The following is a 17,744-nucleotide window of genomic DNA, read 5'->3' on the forward strand; positions in this document are numbered from 1 at the left end:
CCTTGCTCCTTCTTCGTTCAATGCCAGGGGTCGTAGGTGCCGAAGCTCCACACGTGGCCCTCGGGGTCGCGGCAGGTGAAGCCCTGGCCGCCGTAGTCCTCGTCGCGGATGTCGATGACCATCCGCGCGCCGGCGTCCAGCGCGCGGCGATACAGGGCCTCGGCGTCGGGCACCAGCAGGTACAGGCTCTGGGTGCAGCCGCCGACGTCCTCGGGCCGGCGCATCAGCCGGCCGTATTCGTTGTCCACCGCCGAGCCCAGCATCAGCATGCCGCTGCCGTCGGGCAGGCACAGCTGGGCATGGGCTACGCCGCCTTCGCCGTCGTCCACCACCAGTTGGCGGACGAAGCCGAAGGTGTCGCACAGCCATTGGATGGCCGCCGGCGCGTCGCGGTAGCGCAGGCAGGGGATCAGGCGGGGATGGCTGGCCATGGCGGTCTCCTCGTGGCGCTGGGGCCCACACAGCATAGACCGCGGCCCGTCACAGGCGCAGGCGCCAGCGCCCGTTGCGGACCAGGCGCAGCACGCCCAGCGGTTCGACATCGATGGCGTTGAACGCCGCCGCGCCGGCCCGCAGCACGTGCAGCGCGGCGGCGCGCAGCACCGCGGGGTGGCTGACGACGATGAAGTGGCCGTCCTCGTCGAAGGCGTCGAGCCAGGCGCCCACGCGCTCGCACAACTGCACCTGGGATTCGCCGCCGTGGGGCGCGGCGGCGGGGTCCGTCAGCCAGGCGGCCAGGTCCTGCGCTGCCGTGGCCTGAAGGGCCTCCAGGCTTTGCCCGCGCCAGGCGCCGTAGTCGCAGTCGCGCAGGGCTTCCAGCAGCTGCGGCTCGGCGCCCCAGGCGGCGGCGGTCTGCCGGGCGCGCAGCTCGGGGGCGCAGAGCACCCGGCGCGGCGCCTTGAGCCCGGCGCGGCGCTCGGCCAGGCGTTCGTCCTGGCCCGGTTCCAATGGCTCGTCGGCCTGGGCGAAGCAGCCCTGGCGCTGGGCGGCGGTGCGCCCATGGCAGACGAAGCTCAGGCGGCTCGGCATCGAATTCTCTCCCATTCGCAGGCGCCGGGGTTTACACTGCCCGACGCTCTCGTAGCACTTTGTTACTTGGAAGGAAGCCGGTGAAAACCCGGCACGGTCGCGCCACTGTATTCGGTCCCGGCACCGAGAGTCAGACCCTTCCCCACAAAACGAACCGCCAACCGTTTCAGGACGCGCAATCCTAGGAGGTTTCCATGGCTCATTCAGCCACCCACGCCGATACCGGCACATCGCTCCCCGTCATCCCGCTTTCCGAGCTGCTGCCCTGGGCCATCTTCGGCGGCCTGCTGCTACTCCTGGCACTGTACTTCGTCGGCGCCGAACAGGGCGCCACCTCGATGTTCAAGGGCATGTACGTGCACGAATTCGTCCACGACGGCCGCCACCTGCTGGGCTTCCCCTGCCACTGACCCGGGGACTCCCTGACATGACTGGAAAACTCCTGCTGCGCGGGATGCTCGTCGGCGTCCTGGCGGGCCTGATCGTCTTCGCGTTCGCCTTCGTCTTCGGCGAGCCCCAGGTGGACCGCGCCATCGCCTTCGAAGAACAGATGTCGGCCCTGCACGAGGCCGAGGAAGCCACCAGCGGCGGGGCCGCCCACGACCACGAGGAAGAGCTGGTCAGCCGCGAGGTCCAGGCCAGCTTCGGCCTGCTCACCGGCGTGGTGGTCTACGGCGCCGCCATGGGCGGGCTGTTCGCCCTGGTGTTCGCCTACGGCCTGGGCCGCACCGGGCGCCTGAGCCCGCGCGCGCTGAGCGCACTGCTGGCCCTGGCGGCCTTCGTCACCCTGTACCTGGTGCCGAGCCTGAAGTACCCGGCCAACCCGCCGTCGGTGGGCGACCCGGAGAGCATCCGCCAGCGCACCGCGCTGTTCTTCCTGATGATCGCGCTGTCCATCGCCGCCGCCGTCATCTCGCTGAACCTGGGCCGCCGCCTGCTCGCCGAGCACGGCGCCTGGACCGGCGCCGTCGCCGGCATCGCCGTGTACCTGGGCATCTGCGCCGTCGCCGGCCTGCTGTTCCCGGCGGTGCGCGAAGTGCCGGCGGACTTCCCGGCCGACCTGCTGTGGCAGTTCCGCCTGGTGTCCCTGGGCATCCAGGCGATCCTCTGGAGCACCGTCGGGCTGGTGTTCGGCTGGTGGATCGAATCCCGGCCGCCGAGTCAATCGCTCATAGGAAAGGCCTGACCGCTTCCGGCCAGCCATTTTCCGCCGCGGGTCCCGTCATCGGGACCCGCTTTCCTACCCCGCCATCTCCCCGCTTTTTCCAGACACCCTCCCCCATCGGCACTGTAGACAAAGCCGTCGATTCTTGAGGCCTGCAAGACCTACATCGGCCTACAAAAAACACCTGCTCGATCTGACGAATAAGCCTACGAACCCAGCAGCAGTTTCAGATAGTTCGACTTGGTCATTCCTGGGGAAAATTTCCGCAATTCCCTTAGCGAGGCCAAGACCATGCCGCATCACAAGCTCAAGTACGTCCTAGCCACCGCCTTCGCCCTGCCCCTGAGCCAGGCCGCGGCGGACATCAAGGGCCAGGTGGGTGTCGTCCTGGAGGTTTCCAAAGGCTGCCAGGTGACCCAGGGCAGCGCCTCCAGCGAAGGCATCCTCAACTTCGGTACGCTCAACTTCCCCCGGACCAGCCCGACCTGGACCCGCGCGCTCAAGGCACGCCTGGCCGGCCCGGACGGCAACAGCCTTCAGGTCACCTGCGACCCGGTCACCACTTTCTTCAATGTCATCATCGACGGCGGCCTGCGCGGTGACCGCTCACTGCTCAACGGCAGCGGCACCGACACGGTCAGCTACTTGCTGTACCGGGACTCCGCCGGCAAGAGCCCCTATGTCATCAACAGAGGGGCAACCTTCAGGGTTCCCGCCGACGGCAAGGCCGTGGATGTGCCGATCTACGGCACCATCGCACCGAACGCCAACGCCAAGGGCAGCGGCGTCTACAGGGACACGCTGACCCTCACCCTGGAATTCTGAGGCCGCTGCCGCAATCGCCCAGGGCGAAACCGGCCGGTCCTTCCCCGCCATGACGCTTCCTCACCTGCTGCCCCGCGCCGCGGCGACCGGGCTGGCCCTGCTGCTCGCCAGCCTGCTGCAGGCGCCGGGCAGCGATGCCGCCACCCGGGCCGGCTTCCGCGTCTCCGCCAGCGTTACCCAGGGCTGCCTGGTCAACCATGCGCCGCCCGGCAACGGCGGCAACCTGGGCAGCCTCGGCCGCTTGGACTTCGGCCGCCATCCGGCCACTTCCACGGCCAGGATCGGCGCCCAGCTGACGCCCAATGGCGCCATCACTCTCGCCTGCACCCCCGGCATCGCCCTGCGCATGACGGTCGATGGCGGCCAGCACGCCACCGGCGGCCTGCGCCACCTTGGCGCGGGCAACGCGCGGCTGGCCTATCGCCTGTACGCCGATGCCGGCCTCAGCCGGGAAATCCCCATCGGCGGCAACCTGAGCATCGACTACGGCAACCCCGACGACATCCGCCTGCCGATCCATGCCGCCCTCCAGTTGCCCGGCAACCAGTCCGCCGGGCGTTACCAGGACCGGCTCACCGTGACCCTGTCATGGTGAGCGCGCCAGGAGCCCCGTGATGCCCTTGCCCGATACCCGCCTGCGCTTCGTCGCGGCCCTGCTCGCCGCCCTCGCCCTGCCGGCCGCCACAGCCCGCGCCGCCAGCTCGATCCTGATCTAGCCGATCGACCCGGTGCTGGAACACGACCAGCGGGCCAGCGCGCTCTGGCTGGAAAACCGCGGCGCCGAGCCGGCCCAGTTGCAACTGCGCATCTTCGCCTGGAGCCAGGCCGGCGGCGAGGAGCACTTCCAGGCGCAGCGCGAGGTGGTCGGCAGCCCGCCGATGCTGCGCATCCCGGCGGGGGCCAGGCAACTGGTGCGCCTCACCCGCCTGGCGCCGACCGCCCCCGGCAGCGAGCGCGCCTACCGCATCGTCATCGACGAGATTCCCGCGCCGCAGGCCCAGCAGCCAGCGGCCGAGGGCAGCGACATCCGCTTCCAGCTGCGCTATTCGGTGCCGCTGTTCCTCTACGGCGACGGGCTCGGCGCGAAGGACGCGACGGCCGCGCGGCTGGACTGGCGCCTGGTCGACGAAGGCGGCCGCACCTACCTGGAGGTGCGCAACCGCGGCGCGGTGCATGTCCGCCTGACGCGGGCGGCCATCGAACAGGGCGACGGTACCCTGCCGGTGGGCGACGACCTGCTCGGCTACGTGCTGGCCGGCAGCGCCATGCGCTGGCCAATGCCGCGCAAGCCCGCCAGCGGCGGGCGCCTGTGGGCCGAGATCAATGGCGTGCGCGGCGAGATTCCCGCCGCGGCGCCCTGAAGCATGGGCAGGCAGACGCGCCCCTGGCTGCCGCTGCTCACCGGCGCCACCCTGCTGTTCGAGGCGGAACGCCTGTCGAGTGCGCCGCTGCCACCGCCGCCCCGGGATGCGGGCGCCCTGTCCGACGACCAGCAACTCTACCTGGAGCTGCTGGTGAACCTGCGCACGAGCGGCCAGGTGGTGGCGGTGACGTTGCGCCAGGGCCGCTTCTGGGTCGAGGCCGCCGAGCTGCGCGCGGCCGGCCTGCCGGTGCCGCGCGGCGGCCAGGTCGACGTCGGCGGCCTGCCCGGCGTCGAGGTGCGCTACGAGGCCGCCAGCCAGCGCCTGCTGCTGCAGGTGCCGCCGCAGTGGTTGCCCGAGCAGCAGCTCGGCCAGGCGCGCGCCACCGGCTACGTGCCGGCACGCAGCAGCTTCGGCGCTCTGCTCAACTACCAGTTCTACGCCAGCAGCCCGCGACGCGGCCAGGATACGAGCACGGCCTGGGCCGACCTGCGCCTGTTCGGCGGCTTCGGCGTCTTCAGCCACAGCGGCGTCTACCAGCAGGTCCATGGCGGTTCGGCACAGCCCAGCCGCTACCTGCGCTACGACAGCAACTGGCGCTACGACGACGAGGAACGCCTGCTGACCTACGAGGCCGGCGATCTGGTCAGCCGCTCCCTGGCCTGGAGCACGCCGGTGCGCCTGGGCGGGCTGCAGTTGTCGCGCAACTTCGCCATCCGCCCCGATGTGCTGACCTACCCGCTGCCGCGCTTCGCCGGCGAAGCGGCGTTGCCCAGCACCCTGGACCTGTTAATCGACGGCTACCGCAACAGCAGCTACCAACTGCAGCCCGGCCCCTTCAGCATCGGCAACCTGCCCTACATCAACGGCGCCGGCCAGGCGGTGCTGCAGACCACCGACGCCCTGGGCCGCCAGATCTCCACCAGCGTGCCCTTCTACGTCAGCAGCGACCTGCTGCGCCCGGGCCTGAGCGACTTCTCCCTGGGCCTGGGCAACCTCCGGCGCGGCTATGGCCAGGACAACTTCGCCTACGGGCCAGGCGCCTTCACCGGCGCCCTGCGCCACGGCCTGAGCGACACCTTCACCCTGGAGGCCCAGGCCGAAGCCGCCGCCGGCCTCGCCCAGGCCGGCCTGGGCGGCATGCTGCGCCTGGGCACCCTGGGCGTGCTCAACGGCGCCATCAGCCACGGCCAGCACGGCGGCGACGGCGGACGACAGCTGAGCTTCGGCTACCAGTACAACGCGCGGCGCTTCAGCTTCACCGTGCAACGCCTGCAGCGCGATGCCGACTACAGCGACCTGGCCCGCTACGACGACACCCGGCAGCGCCCCCGGCGCCGCCAGGACGACGACGATGACCGCTACTGGCGCCTACGCCCCAGCCGCAGCAGCACCCAGGCCACCGCCAGCGTGACGCTGGACGACTGGGGCAGCCTGGGCGCCGGCTATTTCGACGTCGAGGCCGGCGACGGCAGCCGCACCCGCCTGCTCAACCTGTCCTGGAGCCGGCCGCTGTGGGGCGATGCCAGCCTCTACCTGTCCGCCAACCGCGAGCTGGGCAACGGCAAATGGAGCAGCGCCGTGCAACTGGTGGTGCCGTTCGACCTGCGCGGCACCCTCAGCGTCGGCGTCGAACGCAGCGCCAGCGGGGACGGCAGCCGCCGCGTCGACTACAGCGAGTCGGCGCCCAGCGAGGGCGGTTTCGGCTGGAACCTCGGCTACGTCGACAACGGCCGGGCCGACGACTGGCGCCATGCCGCGCTGAACTGGCGCGGCGACCGCCTGCAACTCCAGGGCGGCGTCTATGGCAGCGCGCGGGAGCAGACCCACTGGGCCGACGCCAGCGGTTCGCTGGCCTGGATGGACGGCGCGCTGTTCCCCGCCAACCGCGTGCACGACGCCTTCGTGCTGGTCAGCACCGACGGCCAGGCCGGCGTTCCGGTGCGCTACGAGAACCAGTTGGTCGGCCACACCAACGCCGACGGCCACCTGCTGGTGCCCTGGAGCAGCGCCTACTACGCCGGCAAGTACGAGATCGACCCGCTGGGCCTGGCCTCCAACGTCGTGGCGCCGCTGGTGGAGCAGCGCGTGGCGGTGCGCTCCGGCAGCGGCTACCTGCTGCGCTTCCCGCTGCAACGGGTGCTGGCCGCCAGCCTGCTGCTGCACGACAGCCACGGCCGGCCGCTGCCGATCGGCGCCCAGGCTCGCGTCAACGGTGGCCCGCCGGTGCCCGTGGGCTGGGACGGGCTGGTCTACCTGGAACACCTGCAGGCGCACAACCGCCTGCGCGTAAGCCTGCCCGACGGCCAGGCCTGCAGCCTGGTCTTCGACCTCGACCCGCAGGCCGAAGAACTGGCGCAGCTGGGCCCGTTGCCCTGCCGCTGAACCCCGGAGTCGACCATGACCATACCGCGCTACCTGCTCCCCCTCCTGGCCCTGGCGCCACTCACCGGCCTGGCCCATACCGAGACCGAGCAATGCACGATCAACCCCGGCAGGGCGAGCTTCGGCAGCCACGGCTCGATGACCATCGCCAACGGCGTTCCGGCCATGCAGCTCTCCGGCGGCGCCCGGTGCAGCCTCAAGGGCTACCCGATCCGCGAAAATTGGATACGCCTGCTCCCGGAGAACCTCAACGGCGGCGTGCTGCGCAACGCCGCCACGGGCGACGCCATCCCCTTCGAGCTGTACGGCGACGCCGGCCTGACCCAGCGCCTGCAGCAGGGCCTGTTCTACGACTATTCCCGCTTCCCGTTTCCCGGCGGCACGCCGGACGTCTCGCAATTCCCCCTGCACGCCCGCCTGCGCCCGGCCAACGTGGCGCCCGGCACCTACACCGCCACCATCCAGCTGCGCTGGCACTGGCGCATCTGCGTGGCCGGCCGGGTGCTGGGCGCCTGCTATTTCCCCGGCTGGGACATCACGCCCGGCGTGAGCGGCGGCTGCCTGCTGGAGGTCTGCACCTCGGCGCCGACCGACTGGGGCACGGGCGTGCTCACCAGCCTGCAACTGACGGTGCAGGTCCGCCGCGACTGCCAGCTCAACGCGCCCGCCGTGAACTTCGGCAGCGCGCCGCTGATCGCCGGCTTCCGCCCGGTGCAGCAGCGCATCCAGGTGCGCTGCTCCAAGGGCACGAGCTACGACGTCGGCCTGAGCGACGGCGTCAACGCCAGCGGCGGCCAGCGGCACATGGCCAGCGGCGGCAACCGCCTGGCCTACGAGCTGTACAAGTCGAGCAGCGGCAGCGAGCGCTGGGGCTCGACAGGTACTGAGAGACGCCCCAGCAGCAGCGCCGAACTGAACCCCGGCAGCCTCGACGGCCTCACCTACCAGGGCTTCGACTACCGCGCGGAAGTCCTCCCCGACCAGCCCACGCCGCCAGCCGGCACCTACAGCGACAGCGTGGTGGTGGATGTGCGCTTCTGAGCGGGCTCAGGGATACAGGGCCTCGGCCAGCGACCGCGCCGCACGGCCGCTTTCCACGCCCGGCACCAACTGGCTGAACGGCAGCGTCACGAAGCGCCCTTCGCGCACCGCGCGCAGCCGCGAGAGCAGCGGGTGCGCGCGCAGGTAGCGGACCTTCTCCGCCGCCGGCGACCAGCGCGCATCGGCCAGCAGGATCACGTCCGGGTCGCCGGCGAGCAGCGTTTCGGGGCTGGCCAGGTAGCCGCGCAGCGCTACCGCCTCGAACAGGTTGCGCGCCCCGGCGGCGCGCAGCAGCTCGCTAACGAAGCCGCGCCCGCCCTGGCTGGCCAGGCCGGCGTCGCTGCTGTCGAGGTAGAACACCCGCAGCGGCGCGCGGCCGTCAGCCCTGGCGGCCGCCGCGCGCAGGTCGGCCTGCTGGGCGTCGATCAGCGCCTGGGCCCGTGGCTCGGCGCCGAGCAGCCGGCCCAGGGTGCGCAGGTCGTCGCGCACGTTGCCGAAGCCATCTCCCGTGCGCTGAGCACAGGCCGCCTCCAGCAGGTAGCTGGCGATCCCGGCGGCGGCCAGTTCGGCGCGCCCGCGCCCGGGGTCGAAGGCCGTGGCGAAGCCACCCACCACCAGGTCCGGGCGCAACGCATAGAGCAGTTCGGTGGACGGATAGCGCGCCGACACCACGGGCACGCCGCGGTAGCGGTCGCCCTGCAACTGCGGCCCCGGGTCGTCCAGATAGGCCACGCCCGCCAGCCGCGCCCCGGCGCCCAGTTCCAGCAGCAGGTCGGCGGCGTGCTGGTTGAGCGCGAGGATGCGCTCGGGCGCCTTGGCCAGGTGCCAGGTCTCGCCGCAGTTGCGGTAGTCCTCGGCGGCCAGGGCCGGCGCCGCCACCAACAGCCCCAGCAGCAGGGCGAAGCCTTTCATGGCGCGCCCTCGATCAGCAGTTCGGCCACCGGCTCGCCGCCCGCCAGGTGCTGCTCCACCACGCGCAGCACCTGGGCCTCGTCATGCACGCCGTACCAGCAGCGGTCCGGGTAGACGGTCAGCAGCGGCCCGCGGTTGCAGGGGAACTGGCAACCGGTGCGGGTCAGCAGCACGCCTTCGGCGGTTTCGATCAGCTCGCGCCTGGCCAGTTCGCGGCGCAGCGCCTTCCACAAGGGCAAAGCGCCGCGGCGCACGCAGCGCGGGCCGGTGCAGAGGAACACCTGGCGCTTGTGCGGCGGCGGCGCCGACCAGTCCGGTTGTTCCGGCACCGGGCCGACGGTGCGGCATTCCAGCTGCTGGCGGCCGTCGTCGATGGCCGCGCCGACCAGCCGGGCGTCCAGGCCACGGCGGCCGAGGGCCGAGGCGGTCACCCGCGGGCACGGCGCCTGGGGAAAGTCGCCGGCCAACTGCGCCACCTCGCCGCGCAGCCAGTCGAGGTAGGCGCCATCGCTGGCCGGCTCCAGGTCCACCAGCAGCAGCGCCCTGCCCGCTCGCAGCTGCGCGCGGATGGCCGGCCACAGGGCGTCGAAGCCGTCGCTGGTATCCACCAGCGTCACGGCGCGGTGGGACGCCGCCAGCTCGGCGTGCAAGGCCTCGCCCTGGGCGCCCGCGAGGGGGCCGACGATCAGCAGCGCCTGGTCCATGGCCACCTCAGAAGCTGAAGGTGTAGCGCAGCTCGGCGGTGCGCGGGCGGCCCAGGTTGTCCACCTGGCGGATGCCGTTGGTGGTGCGGCTGGTGGCGTAGTCGCGGTCCAGCAGGTTCTCCAGCAGCAGGCTCAGGCGGTGGCGGCGGGCGCCGTCCAGGTAGCGGTAGGCGTCGCCGTCGAGCACCGTGTAGTGGCCGTAGTCGTCGCCCTGGGGGCTGACGATGGAGCCGACGTAGCGCAGCGCCATGCCGAAGCCCCACGGGGCCTGGTCGTAGCCCAGGCGGGTGCGGGCGAAGAAGTGCGGGATGTTGTTCACGGTCACGCCCTCGCGGGTGTCCACCAGGTTGCGGGTGGCGTCGGCGTCCAGTTGCCAGTGCTCGCCCAGCCGCCACTGGCCGTTGGCCTCGATGCCGCGCACCTCGATCTCGCCGTCGCCGTTCACCCACTGGTCGCCGGCCAGGGTGATCAGGTCCTTTATCTCGCGGCGGAAGAGGGTGACGCTGCCGCTCCAGGGCTGGCCGAACAGCGCGCCGCTGTAGTCCAGGCCCAGCTCGGCGTTGCGGCTGCGCTCGGGCTTGAGGTCGCGGTTGCCGATCTCGCTGCCCGGCTCGTTGACGAACAGCTGCTCGGCGTTGGGCAGCTTGAAGGCGGTGCCCAGCTGGCCGCGCAGCTTGAGCTGGTCGCTGAGGTCGTAGAGCGAGGTGAGCATCCACACGGTGGCGCCCTCGCCGCCGCTCATTTCCTCGCGGCGCACGCCCAGGCTGGGGTGCCAGTTCGGCAGCAGGTCCAGCTGCGGGCGCAACTGGGCATAGAGGGCGTGGGACTCGGCCTTGTCGTTGTCGATGATCAGCACGTCGTCCTGGCCCTTGTACCACTGGTTGTCGCTGCCGAAGACCAGCTCGTGGCCGCCGGCCAGGCGCGCCTTGCCCTCCAGTTGCGCGCCCCAGTCGGTGAAGCCCCAGTAGTCGTTGTGGTTGAGCGTGCGGGTGCCGCCGCCGGCGAGGTTGTAGATGCGCGTGTAGCGGGTGTCCCAGTCGTTCAGGTGGGCCTTGGCGAACCAGCTGAAGTCGTCGTTCAGGCGCTGCTCGAAGGTCGCCGTGGCGATCTGCTGGATGCGGTCGTTGCTGGTGTGGTGGTTGTCGGCCGGGCGGGCGAAGTCCAGGTCGGCGTCGGCGTACTGGTAGAACAGCTCCAGCCGCGAGCTGTCGCCGAAAGCCTGGATGGCCTTGGCGCCGAACACGTTGACGTCGTAGGAGCGGCGCTTGTCGCTGACGGTGGCGGTCATGTCCTGTTCGCGGAACGGCTTGTAGCCGTCGGAGCGGTTGTGGCTGACGTAGGCCAGCAGGCCGAGGTCGCCCAGGCCGTTCTCCAGCACTTTCTCCACCCGCGCATCGCCATTGCGCCCGCGGAAGCTGTCCAGGCCCAGGTTGACCTCGCCGGAAGCCTCGCGGCTGCGCGCGCTGCGGGTGACGATGTTGATCACCCCGGACACCGCCTGGGTGCCGAACAGCAGGCCCTGGCCGCCCTTGAGCACCTCGATGCGCTCCACCGCGGTGGTCGGCAGGGTGTCCAGGTAGAGGCCGCCATACAGGCGGTTGTTCAGGCGCACGCCGTCGAGCAGGATCAGGGTGTCGTCGTTGCGCCCGCCCAGCAGCGAGTAGGTGCCGTAGTCGAAGGGGCCGTTCTTCGGCGCCACGAACAGGCCCGGCACGTACATCTGCAGCACGCGGGTGATGTCGGCGCTGGGGCCGGCGCGCTCGATCTGCTCGCGCTCGATGACTTCGAGCTTGCTGCCGTAGCGGGCCATCTCGGCGACGGTGGTGGATTCCACCGAAGGCGCGCTGACGATTTCGTCGCGCAGGCCCAGGGGCTCGGCGTTCAGGCAGGGGCTCAGGCACAGGCCGGCGAGCCAGGGGGCAAGCCGAAGTGCGGATTCGGAAGAAGGGAAGTGCAAGGTGATCGCCTCGAAACGGGAATTTCGCAGGCGGCGCAGCGAGTTCCGGCGCGAGCGCGTCCGGAATCCGGCTCACGCCCGCCCACCGCGGGTTTGCCAACAACGCTCCAGGCCGGTCTCCGGGCTTGCGAGGGTTCTGGAGCATCCGCCTTCCCATGCCTGAGCACAGTGGCCTCGTGGATGCCCCGCTCGCTTACCGTTGCGGGGGCAGCGCCGGACTGATCGCCAAGGGCGACGCACCGGCTTCCCGTTTCACCTCATGCACGGCGGCATGAAGCACCTGGAACGGCCCGCATCTGACCATCGGTGCGGCGGGGCGTCAAGGGCAGCCCTTTACAGCATGCTTCCGCTTCCGGGCACAGCCCGTGATGCCTTTCCTTCCGCCGTGGAAGCTTTCCGCTATCATCGGCGGACCTTTCCCGACGCTCGAAAAGGACCTCCCATGTCGGTTTCCTCCCTGGTCACCCTGCTCGTCCTCGCCGTGCTGTTCTTCGGCGTCATCGCCATCTACAACCGCCTGGTGAACCTGCGCGCCCGCTACCGCAACGCCTTCGCGCAGATCGAGGTGCAGCTCAAGCGGCGCTACGACCTGATCCCCAACCTGGTGGAAACCGCCAAGGCCTACCTCAAGCACGAGCGGGAAACCCTGGAGGCGGTGATCGCCGCGCGCAATGCCGCGGTGGCCGGGCTCAAGGCCGCCGCCAGCCAACCCGGCGCCGCCGCCGGCCTGGCCCAGCTGGCCAGCGCCGAGGGCGCCCTGGGCGGCGCGCTGGGGCGGCTCAACGTGACCATGGAGGCCTACCCGGACCTGAAGGCCTCGCAGAACCTGCAGCAGCTCACCGAGGAGCTGTCGAGCACCGAGAACAAAGTGGCCTTCGCCCGCCAGGCCTACAACGACGCGGTGATGGAGTACAACGCCTACCGCCAGTCGTTCCCCGCCGTGGTGCTGGCGGCGAACTTCGGCCACAAGACCGAGGTCGCGCAGCTGGAGTTCGCCGACAGCAAGCAGATCCAGGACGCACCCAAGATCGCCTTCTGACGAGCGGTGCGCGCGATGAACTTCTTCCAGCACCAGGACCGTGCCCGCCGCCAGACCGGCCGGCTGATCCTGCTCCTGGCCGCGGCGGTGGCCTGCCTGGTGACGCTCACCAGCCTGGTCCTGGGCTGGCTCTGGCGCCACATCGGCGAGCCCGCCAGCCACTGGACCTCGCCGCAGCGCCTGCCCGACTTCGAACTCTACCTGTGGGTGGCGCTGGTGGTGGTCGGCGTGGTGATCGTCGGCGCCTGGTACAAGCACCACCAGCTGCGCCTGGGCGGCCGCGCCGTGGCCGAGCGCCTGGGCGGCCGGCTGATCAACCTGGACGCCCGCGACGCCGATGAACGCCGGGTGCTCAACGTGGTCGAGGAAATGGCCATCGCCTCGGGCACCCCGGTGCCGCCGGTGTACCTGCTGGAGGACAGCGGCATCAACGCCTTCGCCGCCGGCCTGACGCCGCGCGACGCGGTCATCGGCGTCACCCGCGGGACCATCGCCCTGCTCAGCCGCGACGAGCTGCAGGGGGTGATCGCCCACGAGTTCAGCCACATCCACCACGGCGACATGCGCCTGAACACCCGCCTGGTGGCGCTGCTGCACGGCATCCTGCTGCTGGGCCTGATCGGCGAGACCATGGTCCGCGGCCTGTGGGACAGCCACCGCGCCGACGACGTGGCGCGCATCCGCATGCAGCGCAGCAACGCCGGCAACGACAGCGGCTCCGGCTCGGCCCTGGGCTTCATCGCGCTGGCCTTCGTCGCCGGCCTGTGCCTGTGGGGGCTGGGCTCGGTCGGGACCTTCTTCGGCAGCCTGATCAAGGCCGCGGTGAACCGCCAGCGCGAATATCTCGCCGACGCCTCCGCCGTGCAGTTCACCCGCAACCCAGCCAGCATCGCCGGGGCGCTGAAGAAGGTCGGCGGCTACGGCTCGCTGCTCGGCGCCCTGCACCGCGCCGAGTTCAGCCACCTGTACTTCAGCGACGGCCTGGCCAGCCACTGGTTCGGCCTGGCCACCCACCCGCCGCTGGAGGCGCGCATCCGCCGCATCGAGCCGGGCTGGGACGGCCGCTACCCGAAGCTGGAACCGCGCCTGGACATCCCGCTGGTGGACCGCGAGACCTGGAACGCCGCCCTGCGCGGCTACCCCTCGGGCGCGGCGCTGGCGTCGGTCGAGGCCATCGGCGAGCCGGCCGGGGCGCACCTGGCGGAAGCGCGGCACACCCTGCAACGGCTGGATGAAAGCCTGCGGGCGGCGGCGCACAAGGTCGATGGCGCGCAGGCCTTGGTCTACGGCCTGTTGCTGGACGCCGAAGCGCTGGCCCGCGCCCAGCAACTGCAGCTGCTCAAGCCGCGCCTGGAGCTGGGCGTGGCCTTCCAGTTCGACCGCCTGGAGGAGCACCTGCACACCCTCGATCCGGGCCAGCGCCTGCCTCTGCTGGACCTGGCCATGCCGGCGCTGAAGCAGTTGGACGCCACCCAGGTGGCGAGCCTGCTGGGCAACATGGCGCTGCTGATCAAGGCCGACCGCCGGGTGAAACTGCTGGAGTGGACGCTGCTGCGCATCGTCGAACGCAACCTGCGCCCGGCCCCGGCGCGCATCGGCAACCTGCCGCTGACCGAGCTGGGCGACGAGGCGGCGGTCCTGCTGGCCTTCCTCGCCGGCGTCGAGGAGGCCGAAGCGGCCCACGCCGAACAGGCCTTCGCCCAGGCCTGGGCCACCCTGCCCTTCGCCGTGCGGCAGCCGCCGCAGGCCGGCACCCTGCGCGAGCTGGAAGCGGCGCTGCGGCGCCTGGCGCAACTGCGCCCGTTGCAGAAGCCGCAGCTGCTCAAGGCCATGGTCCGCTGCGGCGAATACGACGGCTGCATCAGCGTGGCCGAGGCGGAACTGCTGCGCGCGGTGGCCGACATCCTCGACTGCCCGATGCCGCCGTTGCTGGCGGATACGGCTTTTCGTAGGAGCGGACTCTGTCCGCGATAGCCGGAGGTTCCGGCGCGATTCGCGGATAAGATCCGCTCCTACGCTGCCCCACCCGCGCCATTCCCATGTAGGAGCGCGCCCTGCGCGCGATTTCGCGGGCAGGGCCCGCTCCTACAGTTGTCGTGAGGCATGGAGTTTCCTCTCCGTCCGCGATTCGCCACACAAAAGAAAAGGGCCTCCGAAGAGGCCCTTTGTCATTTCGCCATCAGGCTCACGCGCCGCTGGCGACCGCGCCCCGCTCGCCTTTCGGCGCCAGGTCGAACACGCGGTACAGCACCACCAGCAGGACCAGGAAGGCCGGGCCGATGTAGAGGGCGATGCGGGTGTCCTCGAAGAACGCCATCAGCGCCACCACCAGCACCAGGAAGGCCATGGCCAGGTAGGAGCTCAGCGGGTACAGCCACATCTTGAACTGCAGCTTGCCGGCCTCGGCCGGGCTCAGGCCGCGGCGGAACTTCAGCTGCGCCAGCAGGATCATGGCCCAGGTCCAGATGGCGCCGAAGGTGGCGATGGAGGTCACCCAGGTGAACACCTTCTCCGGCACCAGGTAGTTCAGCAGCACGCCGAACAGCAGCGCGACTATGGACAGGATCAGCGCATTGCGCGGCACGCCGCCCTTGGAGGTCTTGGCGAAGACCGCCGGCGCCTGGCCGTGCTGGGCGAGGCTGTAGAGCATGCGCCCGGTGCTGAAGATGCCGCCGTTGCAGGAAGACAGCGCGGCGGTGATCACCACGAAGTTGATGATGCCGGCGGCGGTCTTGATGCCCAGGCGCTCGAAGGTCATCACGAAGGGGCTGCCCTGGGTGCCGATCTCGCTCCACGGGTAGATCGACATGATCACGAACAGCGCGCCGACGTAGAACAGCAGGATGCGCCAGAACACCGAGTTGATCGCCCCGGGAATGGTCTTCTGCGGGTTCTTCGCCTCGCCGGCGGTGAGGCCGATCATCTCCACGCCCAGGTAGGCGAACATCACCATCTGCAGCGACATCAGCACGCCGGTGATGCCATGGGGCATGAAGCCGCCGTTGCTCCACAGGTTGGAAATGCCGGTGGCCACGCCGCCGTTGCCCAGGCCGAAGACGATCATGCCGCCGCCCACCAGGATCAGCGCGAGGATGGTGACGACCTTGATCAGGGCGAACCAGAACTCGAACTCGCCGAAGGCGCGCACCGCGATCAGGTTGATGGTGCCCATGCTCGCCAGGGCCGCCAGGGCCCAGATCCAGCGCGGCACCTCGGGGAACCAGATGCCCATGTAGATGGCCACCGCGGTGATCTCCGCGACGCAGGTCACCAGCCACAGGAACCAGTAGTTCCAGCCGGTCAGGTAGCCGGCCAGCGGGCCGAGATAGTCCTGGGCGTAGCGGGCGAAGGAGCCGGCCACGGGGTTGTGCACGGCCATTTCGCCGAGGGCGCGCATGATGACCAGGATGGCCAGGCCGCCGATGATGTAGGAGAGCATGATGGCCGGGCCGGCCATCTGGATGGCCTTGGCGGAGCCGAGGAACAGGCCGACGCCGATGCAGGCGCCGAGGGCCATGAGACGGATGTGCCGCTCGTTGAGATCCCGTTGGAGATCGTGGGACGACATGATGGTGCAACCTCGATTTTGTTGTTGGGTATATCAGCGGCGACTCGAAGCGCAATCGGGATGAGGAAGGCCCGCGACGGAAAAAGCGCCGCCACCGCGCCGGTGGGCACGGGGAGGATTCGTCTGGGGCCTTCCGGGACTGCACACCGGAAGAGGCTGCCCGCCCTTGTGGAGCGGACGTGGGCATTGCGGGAGTGAACCACTGAGGTCGCCGCGGAGTGTTGCACAAGATTGCCGGGGCGTCTGCCCCCTTATGGTGCGAACGAGACCAAAGGCTTACCCGGCCGGCGCGGCCACCAGCAACAGCGAGCAGGCCGCCCCGGTATCCGGCCGCCGCGGCTCGCGCAGGGCCAGCAGGCGCCAGCCGCTGGCGTGCAGCAGGGCCAGCCAGGACTCGAAGGTGCGGAAGTACCAGGGCATGGGCTCGCGGAACTCGTCGCCAAAGGCGCTGAAGGTCTCCAGGCGCCAGCCGTCCTCGTAGGGCTCGTCGCCGCAGGCGCTCCAGGGGTGCAGGGTCTGGATCAGCAGCCGCCCGCCCGGCGCCAGGCGCTGCTGCAGGCCGCGCAGCAGGGGCGCGAGGTCCTCGTCGAACAGGGCAAAGTTGCACACCAGCGCGTCGAACCGCCCCAGGTGCGCCCCGGCCTCGCCCACCAGCTCGGCCTGGCTCAGCAGCTCGTACTGCCCTTCGCCGGCCTGGCGCGCGGCCTCGATCAGGGCTGGCGAGGCGTCGATGCCCACCACTTCGCAACCCCGGGCCTCCAGCACCCGGCACAGCCAGCCTTCGCCGCAGCCGATGTCCAGCACACGATGCGGCGAACCTTCCAGCACGGCGCGGACGATGGCCTCGTCGGTGGCCAGACGGCGGCTGTCGATGCGCTGCTCGCGTACTGCGCGGGTCCAGGCGCTGGCGTTGCTGTCCCAGCTGTGGCGGATGCGGGTGGGGTTGTCGGGCATGGTGGGGGTCCGAGGGGAAAGGGAAGATTCCATTTTAGGTTGTAGGAGCGAGCTTGCTCGCGAACTGTGTTTCCCGGTGGCTGCGGCGCAGGCCCCGAAGAGCGCCCTCTCCCTAACCCTCTCCCTGAAGGGAGAGGGGACCGTTGGGCAGAAACGGAGGCTCTGGAGTTAGCCGGCAACACCGAAGGTTTCCGGCTGGAACCAAGCCTTCTCTCGGCGCGGACTAGCCCCCTCTCCCTTCAGGGAGAGGGCTGGGGAGAGGGTACGGAGTCCACCGAAAGCACCGAAGCCGCCGGTTACCTCGTTCGCGAGCAAGAACTGGGCGTCCCCCTCGCTCCTACAAAAGAAAAGCCCGCCCCTCACAACCCCTTCGGCACCGCCAGCCCCTTGGTCGAGGGCCCGCTCTTCAACGGCTGCCGGCACCCCGCATCGCCGAACGGCCCGGACAGCCGCGTCCAGCCCTCCCCCGGCGAGGTCTGGCTGCAGGTCAGGTGGCCGTCCACGCGGCTCTGCCACAGGTAGAACGGCATGGGCGCGGCCTGGGCGCTCAGGCTGGCGATCAACGGCAGGAACAGCAGGAACAGGCGCATCGGGTCGTTTTCCAGGTCACTCGTCGGGCATTGTCGCGGCTTGGGCCGGACGAAGGCACGACATTCAGCAGAATTTTCCCCGCCTACTACGCTCAAAGAAAGGGGAGGCCGCTGGCACGGGGGCTTTCGCGGCACCGGGATGGGTGCCGGTCGTCACGTCGGCGGAGACCGCTTACTCAGGCTTTCGCAAGCATGGGCAGGTCGTGATATGGCG

The 17,744-nt window shown here is 70.4% G+C and carries 16 protein-coding genes, 1 pseudogene and 2 riboswitches; of the genes and pseudogenes, 9 read left to right on the forward strand and 8 right to left on the reverse strand.

The window, feature by feature from the left end:
• Positions 1-17 precede the first annotated feature (17 nt).
• Together FG99_RS02455 and FG99_RS02460 are read right to left on the reverse strand one after the other, a co-directional pair.
• Positions 18-431 (reverse strand): VOC family protein, encoded by a 414-nt coding sequence (locus tag FG99_RS02455; RefSeq protein WP_009618981.1) that lies wholly within the window; start codon positions 429-431, stop codon positions 18-20.
• A gap of 49 nt (positions 432-480) precedes the next feature.
• The gene (locus FG99_RS02460) at positions 481-1,029 is read right to left on the reverse strand and encodes a histidine phosphatase family protein (RefSeq protein ID WP_043267073.1); all 549 of its coding nucleotides are present in this window, start codon (positions 1,027-1,029) and stop codon (positions 481-483) included.
• Positions 1,030-1,101: 72 nt separating this feature from the next.
• Positions 1,102-1,165, forward strand: a riboswitch (cobalamin riboswitch).
• A 58-nt stretch (positions 1,166-1,223) separates the two neighbouring features.
• Between FG99_RS02460 and FG99_RS02465 the strand changes: the two genes are divergently transcribed.
• The 7 genes and pseudogenes from FG99_RS02465 (at position 1,224) to FG99_RS02495 (ending at position 7,806) form a co-directional block, all read left to right on the forward strand.
• Positions 1,224-1,439 (forward strand): CbtB domain-containing protein, encoded by a 216-nt coding sequence (locus FG99_RS02465; protein ID WP_043267075.1) that lies wholly within the window; start codon positions 1,224-1,226, stop codon positions 1,437-1,439.
• Positions 1,440-1,456: 17 nt separating this feature from the next.
• On the forward strand, positions 1,457-2,215 hold the full coding sequence (locus FG99_RS02470; RefSeq protein ID WP_043267077.1) for a CbtA family protein: 759 nt from the start codon (positions 1,457-1,459) through the stop codon (positions 2,213-2,215).
• Positions 2,216-2,485: 270 nt separating this feature from the next.
• Positions 2,486-3,019: a Csu type fimbrial protein gene (locus tag FG99_RS02475; protein ID WP_009618970.1), complete on the forward strand. Its 534-nt coding sequence runs from the start codon at positions 2,486-2,488 to the stop codon at positions 3,017-3,019.
• A 49-nt stretch (positions 3,020-3,068) separates the two neighbouring features.
• On the forward strand, positions 3,069-3,614 hold the full coding sequence (locus tag FG99_RS02480; RefSeq protein WP_043267080.1) for a Csu type fimbrial protein: 546 nt from the start codon (positions 3,069-3,071) through the stop codon (positions 3,612-3,614).
• 19 nt (positions 3,615-3,633) lie between these two features.
• Positions 3,634-4,380, forward strand: a pseudogene (locus FG99_RS02485) (molecular chaperone).
• Positions 4,381-4,383: 3 nt separating this feature from the next.
• The gene (locus FG99_RS02490) at positions 4,384-6,765 is read left to right on the forward strand and encodes a fimbria/pilus outer membrane usher protein (protein WP_043267082.1); all 2,382 of its coding nucleotides are present in this window, start codon (positions 4,384-4,386) and stop codon (positions 6,763-6,765) included.
• 15 nt (positions 6,766-6,780) lie between these two features.
• Positions 6,781-7,806 carry a Csu type fimbrial protein gene (locus tag FG99_RS02495; RefSeq protein WP_051878373.1) on the forward strand — a complete coding sequence of 342 codons (1,026 nt, stop codon included), beginning with the start codon at positions 6,781-6,783 and terminating at the stop codon, positions 7,804-7,806.
• 6 nt (positions 7,807-7,812) lie between these two features.
• Here the strand turns inward: FG99_RS02495 and FG99_RS02500 are convergent, their stop codons facing one another.
• Genes FG99_RS02500 through FG99_RS02510 form a run of 3 tightly spaced genes read right to left on the reverse strand, consistent with a single transcriptional unit; the run spans position 7,813 to position 11,379 of the window.
• Positions 7,813-8,718, reverse strand: coding sequence for an ABC transporter substrate-binding protein (locus FG99_RS02500; RefSeq protein ID WP_043267084.1), 906 nt, complete (start codon positions 8,716-8,718; stop codon positions 7,813-7,815).
• Entirely contained in the window at positions 8,715-9,422 is a 708-nt protein-coding gene (locus tag FG99_RS02505) for a (2Fe-2S) ferredoxin domain-containing protein (protein ID WP_043267086.1), read from the reverse strand. Before FG99_RS02505 ends, FG99_RS02500 begins: the two co-directional genes overlap by 4 nt.
• Positions 9,423-9,429: 7 nt before the next feature.
• Entirely contained in the window at positions 9,430-11,379 is a 1,950-nt protein-coding gene (locus tag FG99_RS02510) for a TonB-dependent receptor plug domain-containing protein (protein WP_043267088.1), read from the reverse strand.
• 92 nt (positions 11,380-11,471) lie between these two features.
• Positions 11,472-11,678, reverse strand: a riboswitch (cobalamin riboswitch).
• Between the two features lie 143 nt (positions 11,679-11,821).
• On the opposite strand from FG99_RS02510, the gene FG99_RS02515 reads away from it, so the two are divergent.
• Entirely contained in the window at positions 11,822-12,418 is a 597-nt protein-coding gene (locus tag FG99_RS02515; protein WP_043267090.1) for a LemA family protein, read from the forward strand.
• A 15-nt stretch (positions 12,419-12,433) separates the two neighbouring features.
• The gene (locus FG99_RS02520; protein ID WP_043267091.1) at positions 12,434-14,392 is read left to right on the forward strand and encodes a M48 family metallopeptidase; all 1,959 of its coding nucleotides are present in this window, start codon (positions 12,434-12,436) and stop codon (positions 14,390-14,392) included.
• 211 nt (positions 14,393-14,603) lie between these two features.
• On the opposite strand, the gene FG99_RS02525 is transcribed toward FG99_RS02520, so the two are convergent.
• From FG99_RS02525 to FG99_RS02540, 3 genes are all read right to left on the reverse strand, one after another.
• Positions 14,604-15,986: an amino acid permease gene (locus tag FG99_RS02525; protein WP_141766023.1), complete on the reverse strand. Its 1,383-nt coding sequence runs from the start codon at positions 15,984-15,986 to the stop codon at positions 14,604-14,606.
• A gap of 276 nt (positions 15,987-16,262) precedes the next feature.
• Positions 16,263-16,940 (reverse strand): class I SAM-dependent methyltransferase, encoded by a 678-nt coding sequence (locus tag FG99_RS02530; protein ID WP_043267095.1) that lies wholly within the window; start codon positions 16,938-16,940, stop codon positions 16,263-16,265.
• Between the two features lie 359 nt (positions 16,941-17,299).
• A complete protein-coding gene (locus FG99_RS02540) occupies positions 17,300-17,530 on the reverse strand; it encodes a hypothetical protein (protein WP_043267099.1) in 231 nt (76 codons plus the stop codon).
• Positions 17,531-17,744: the final 214 nt, after the last annotated feature.

It is taken from the genome of Pseudomonas sp. AAC (assembly GCF_000725445.1).
Lineage (GTDB): Bacteria > Pseudomonadota > Gammaproteobacteria > Pseudomonadales > Pseudomonadaceae > Pseudomonas > Pseudomonas citronellolis.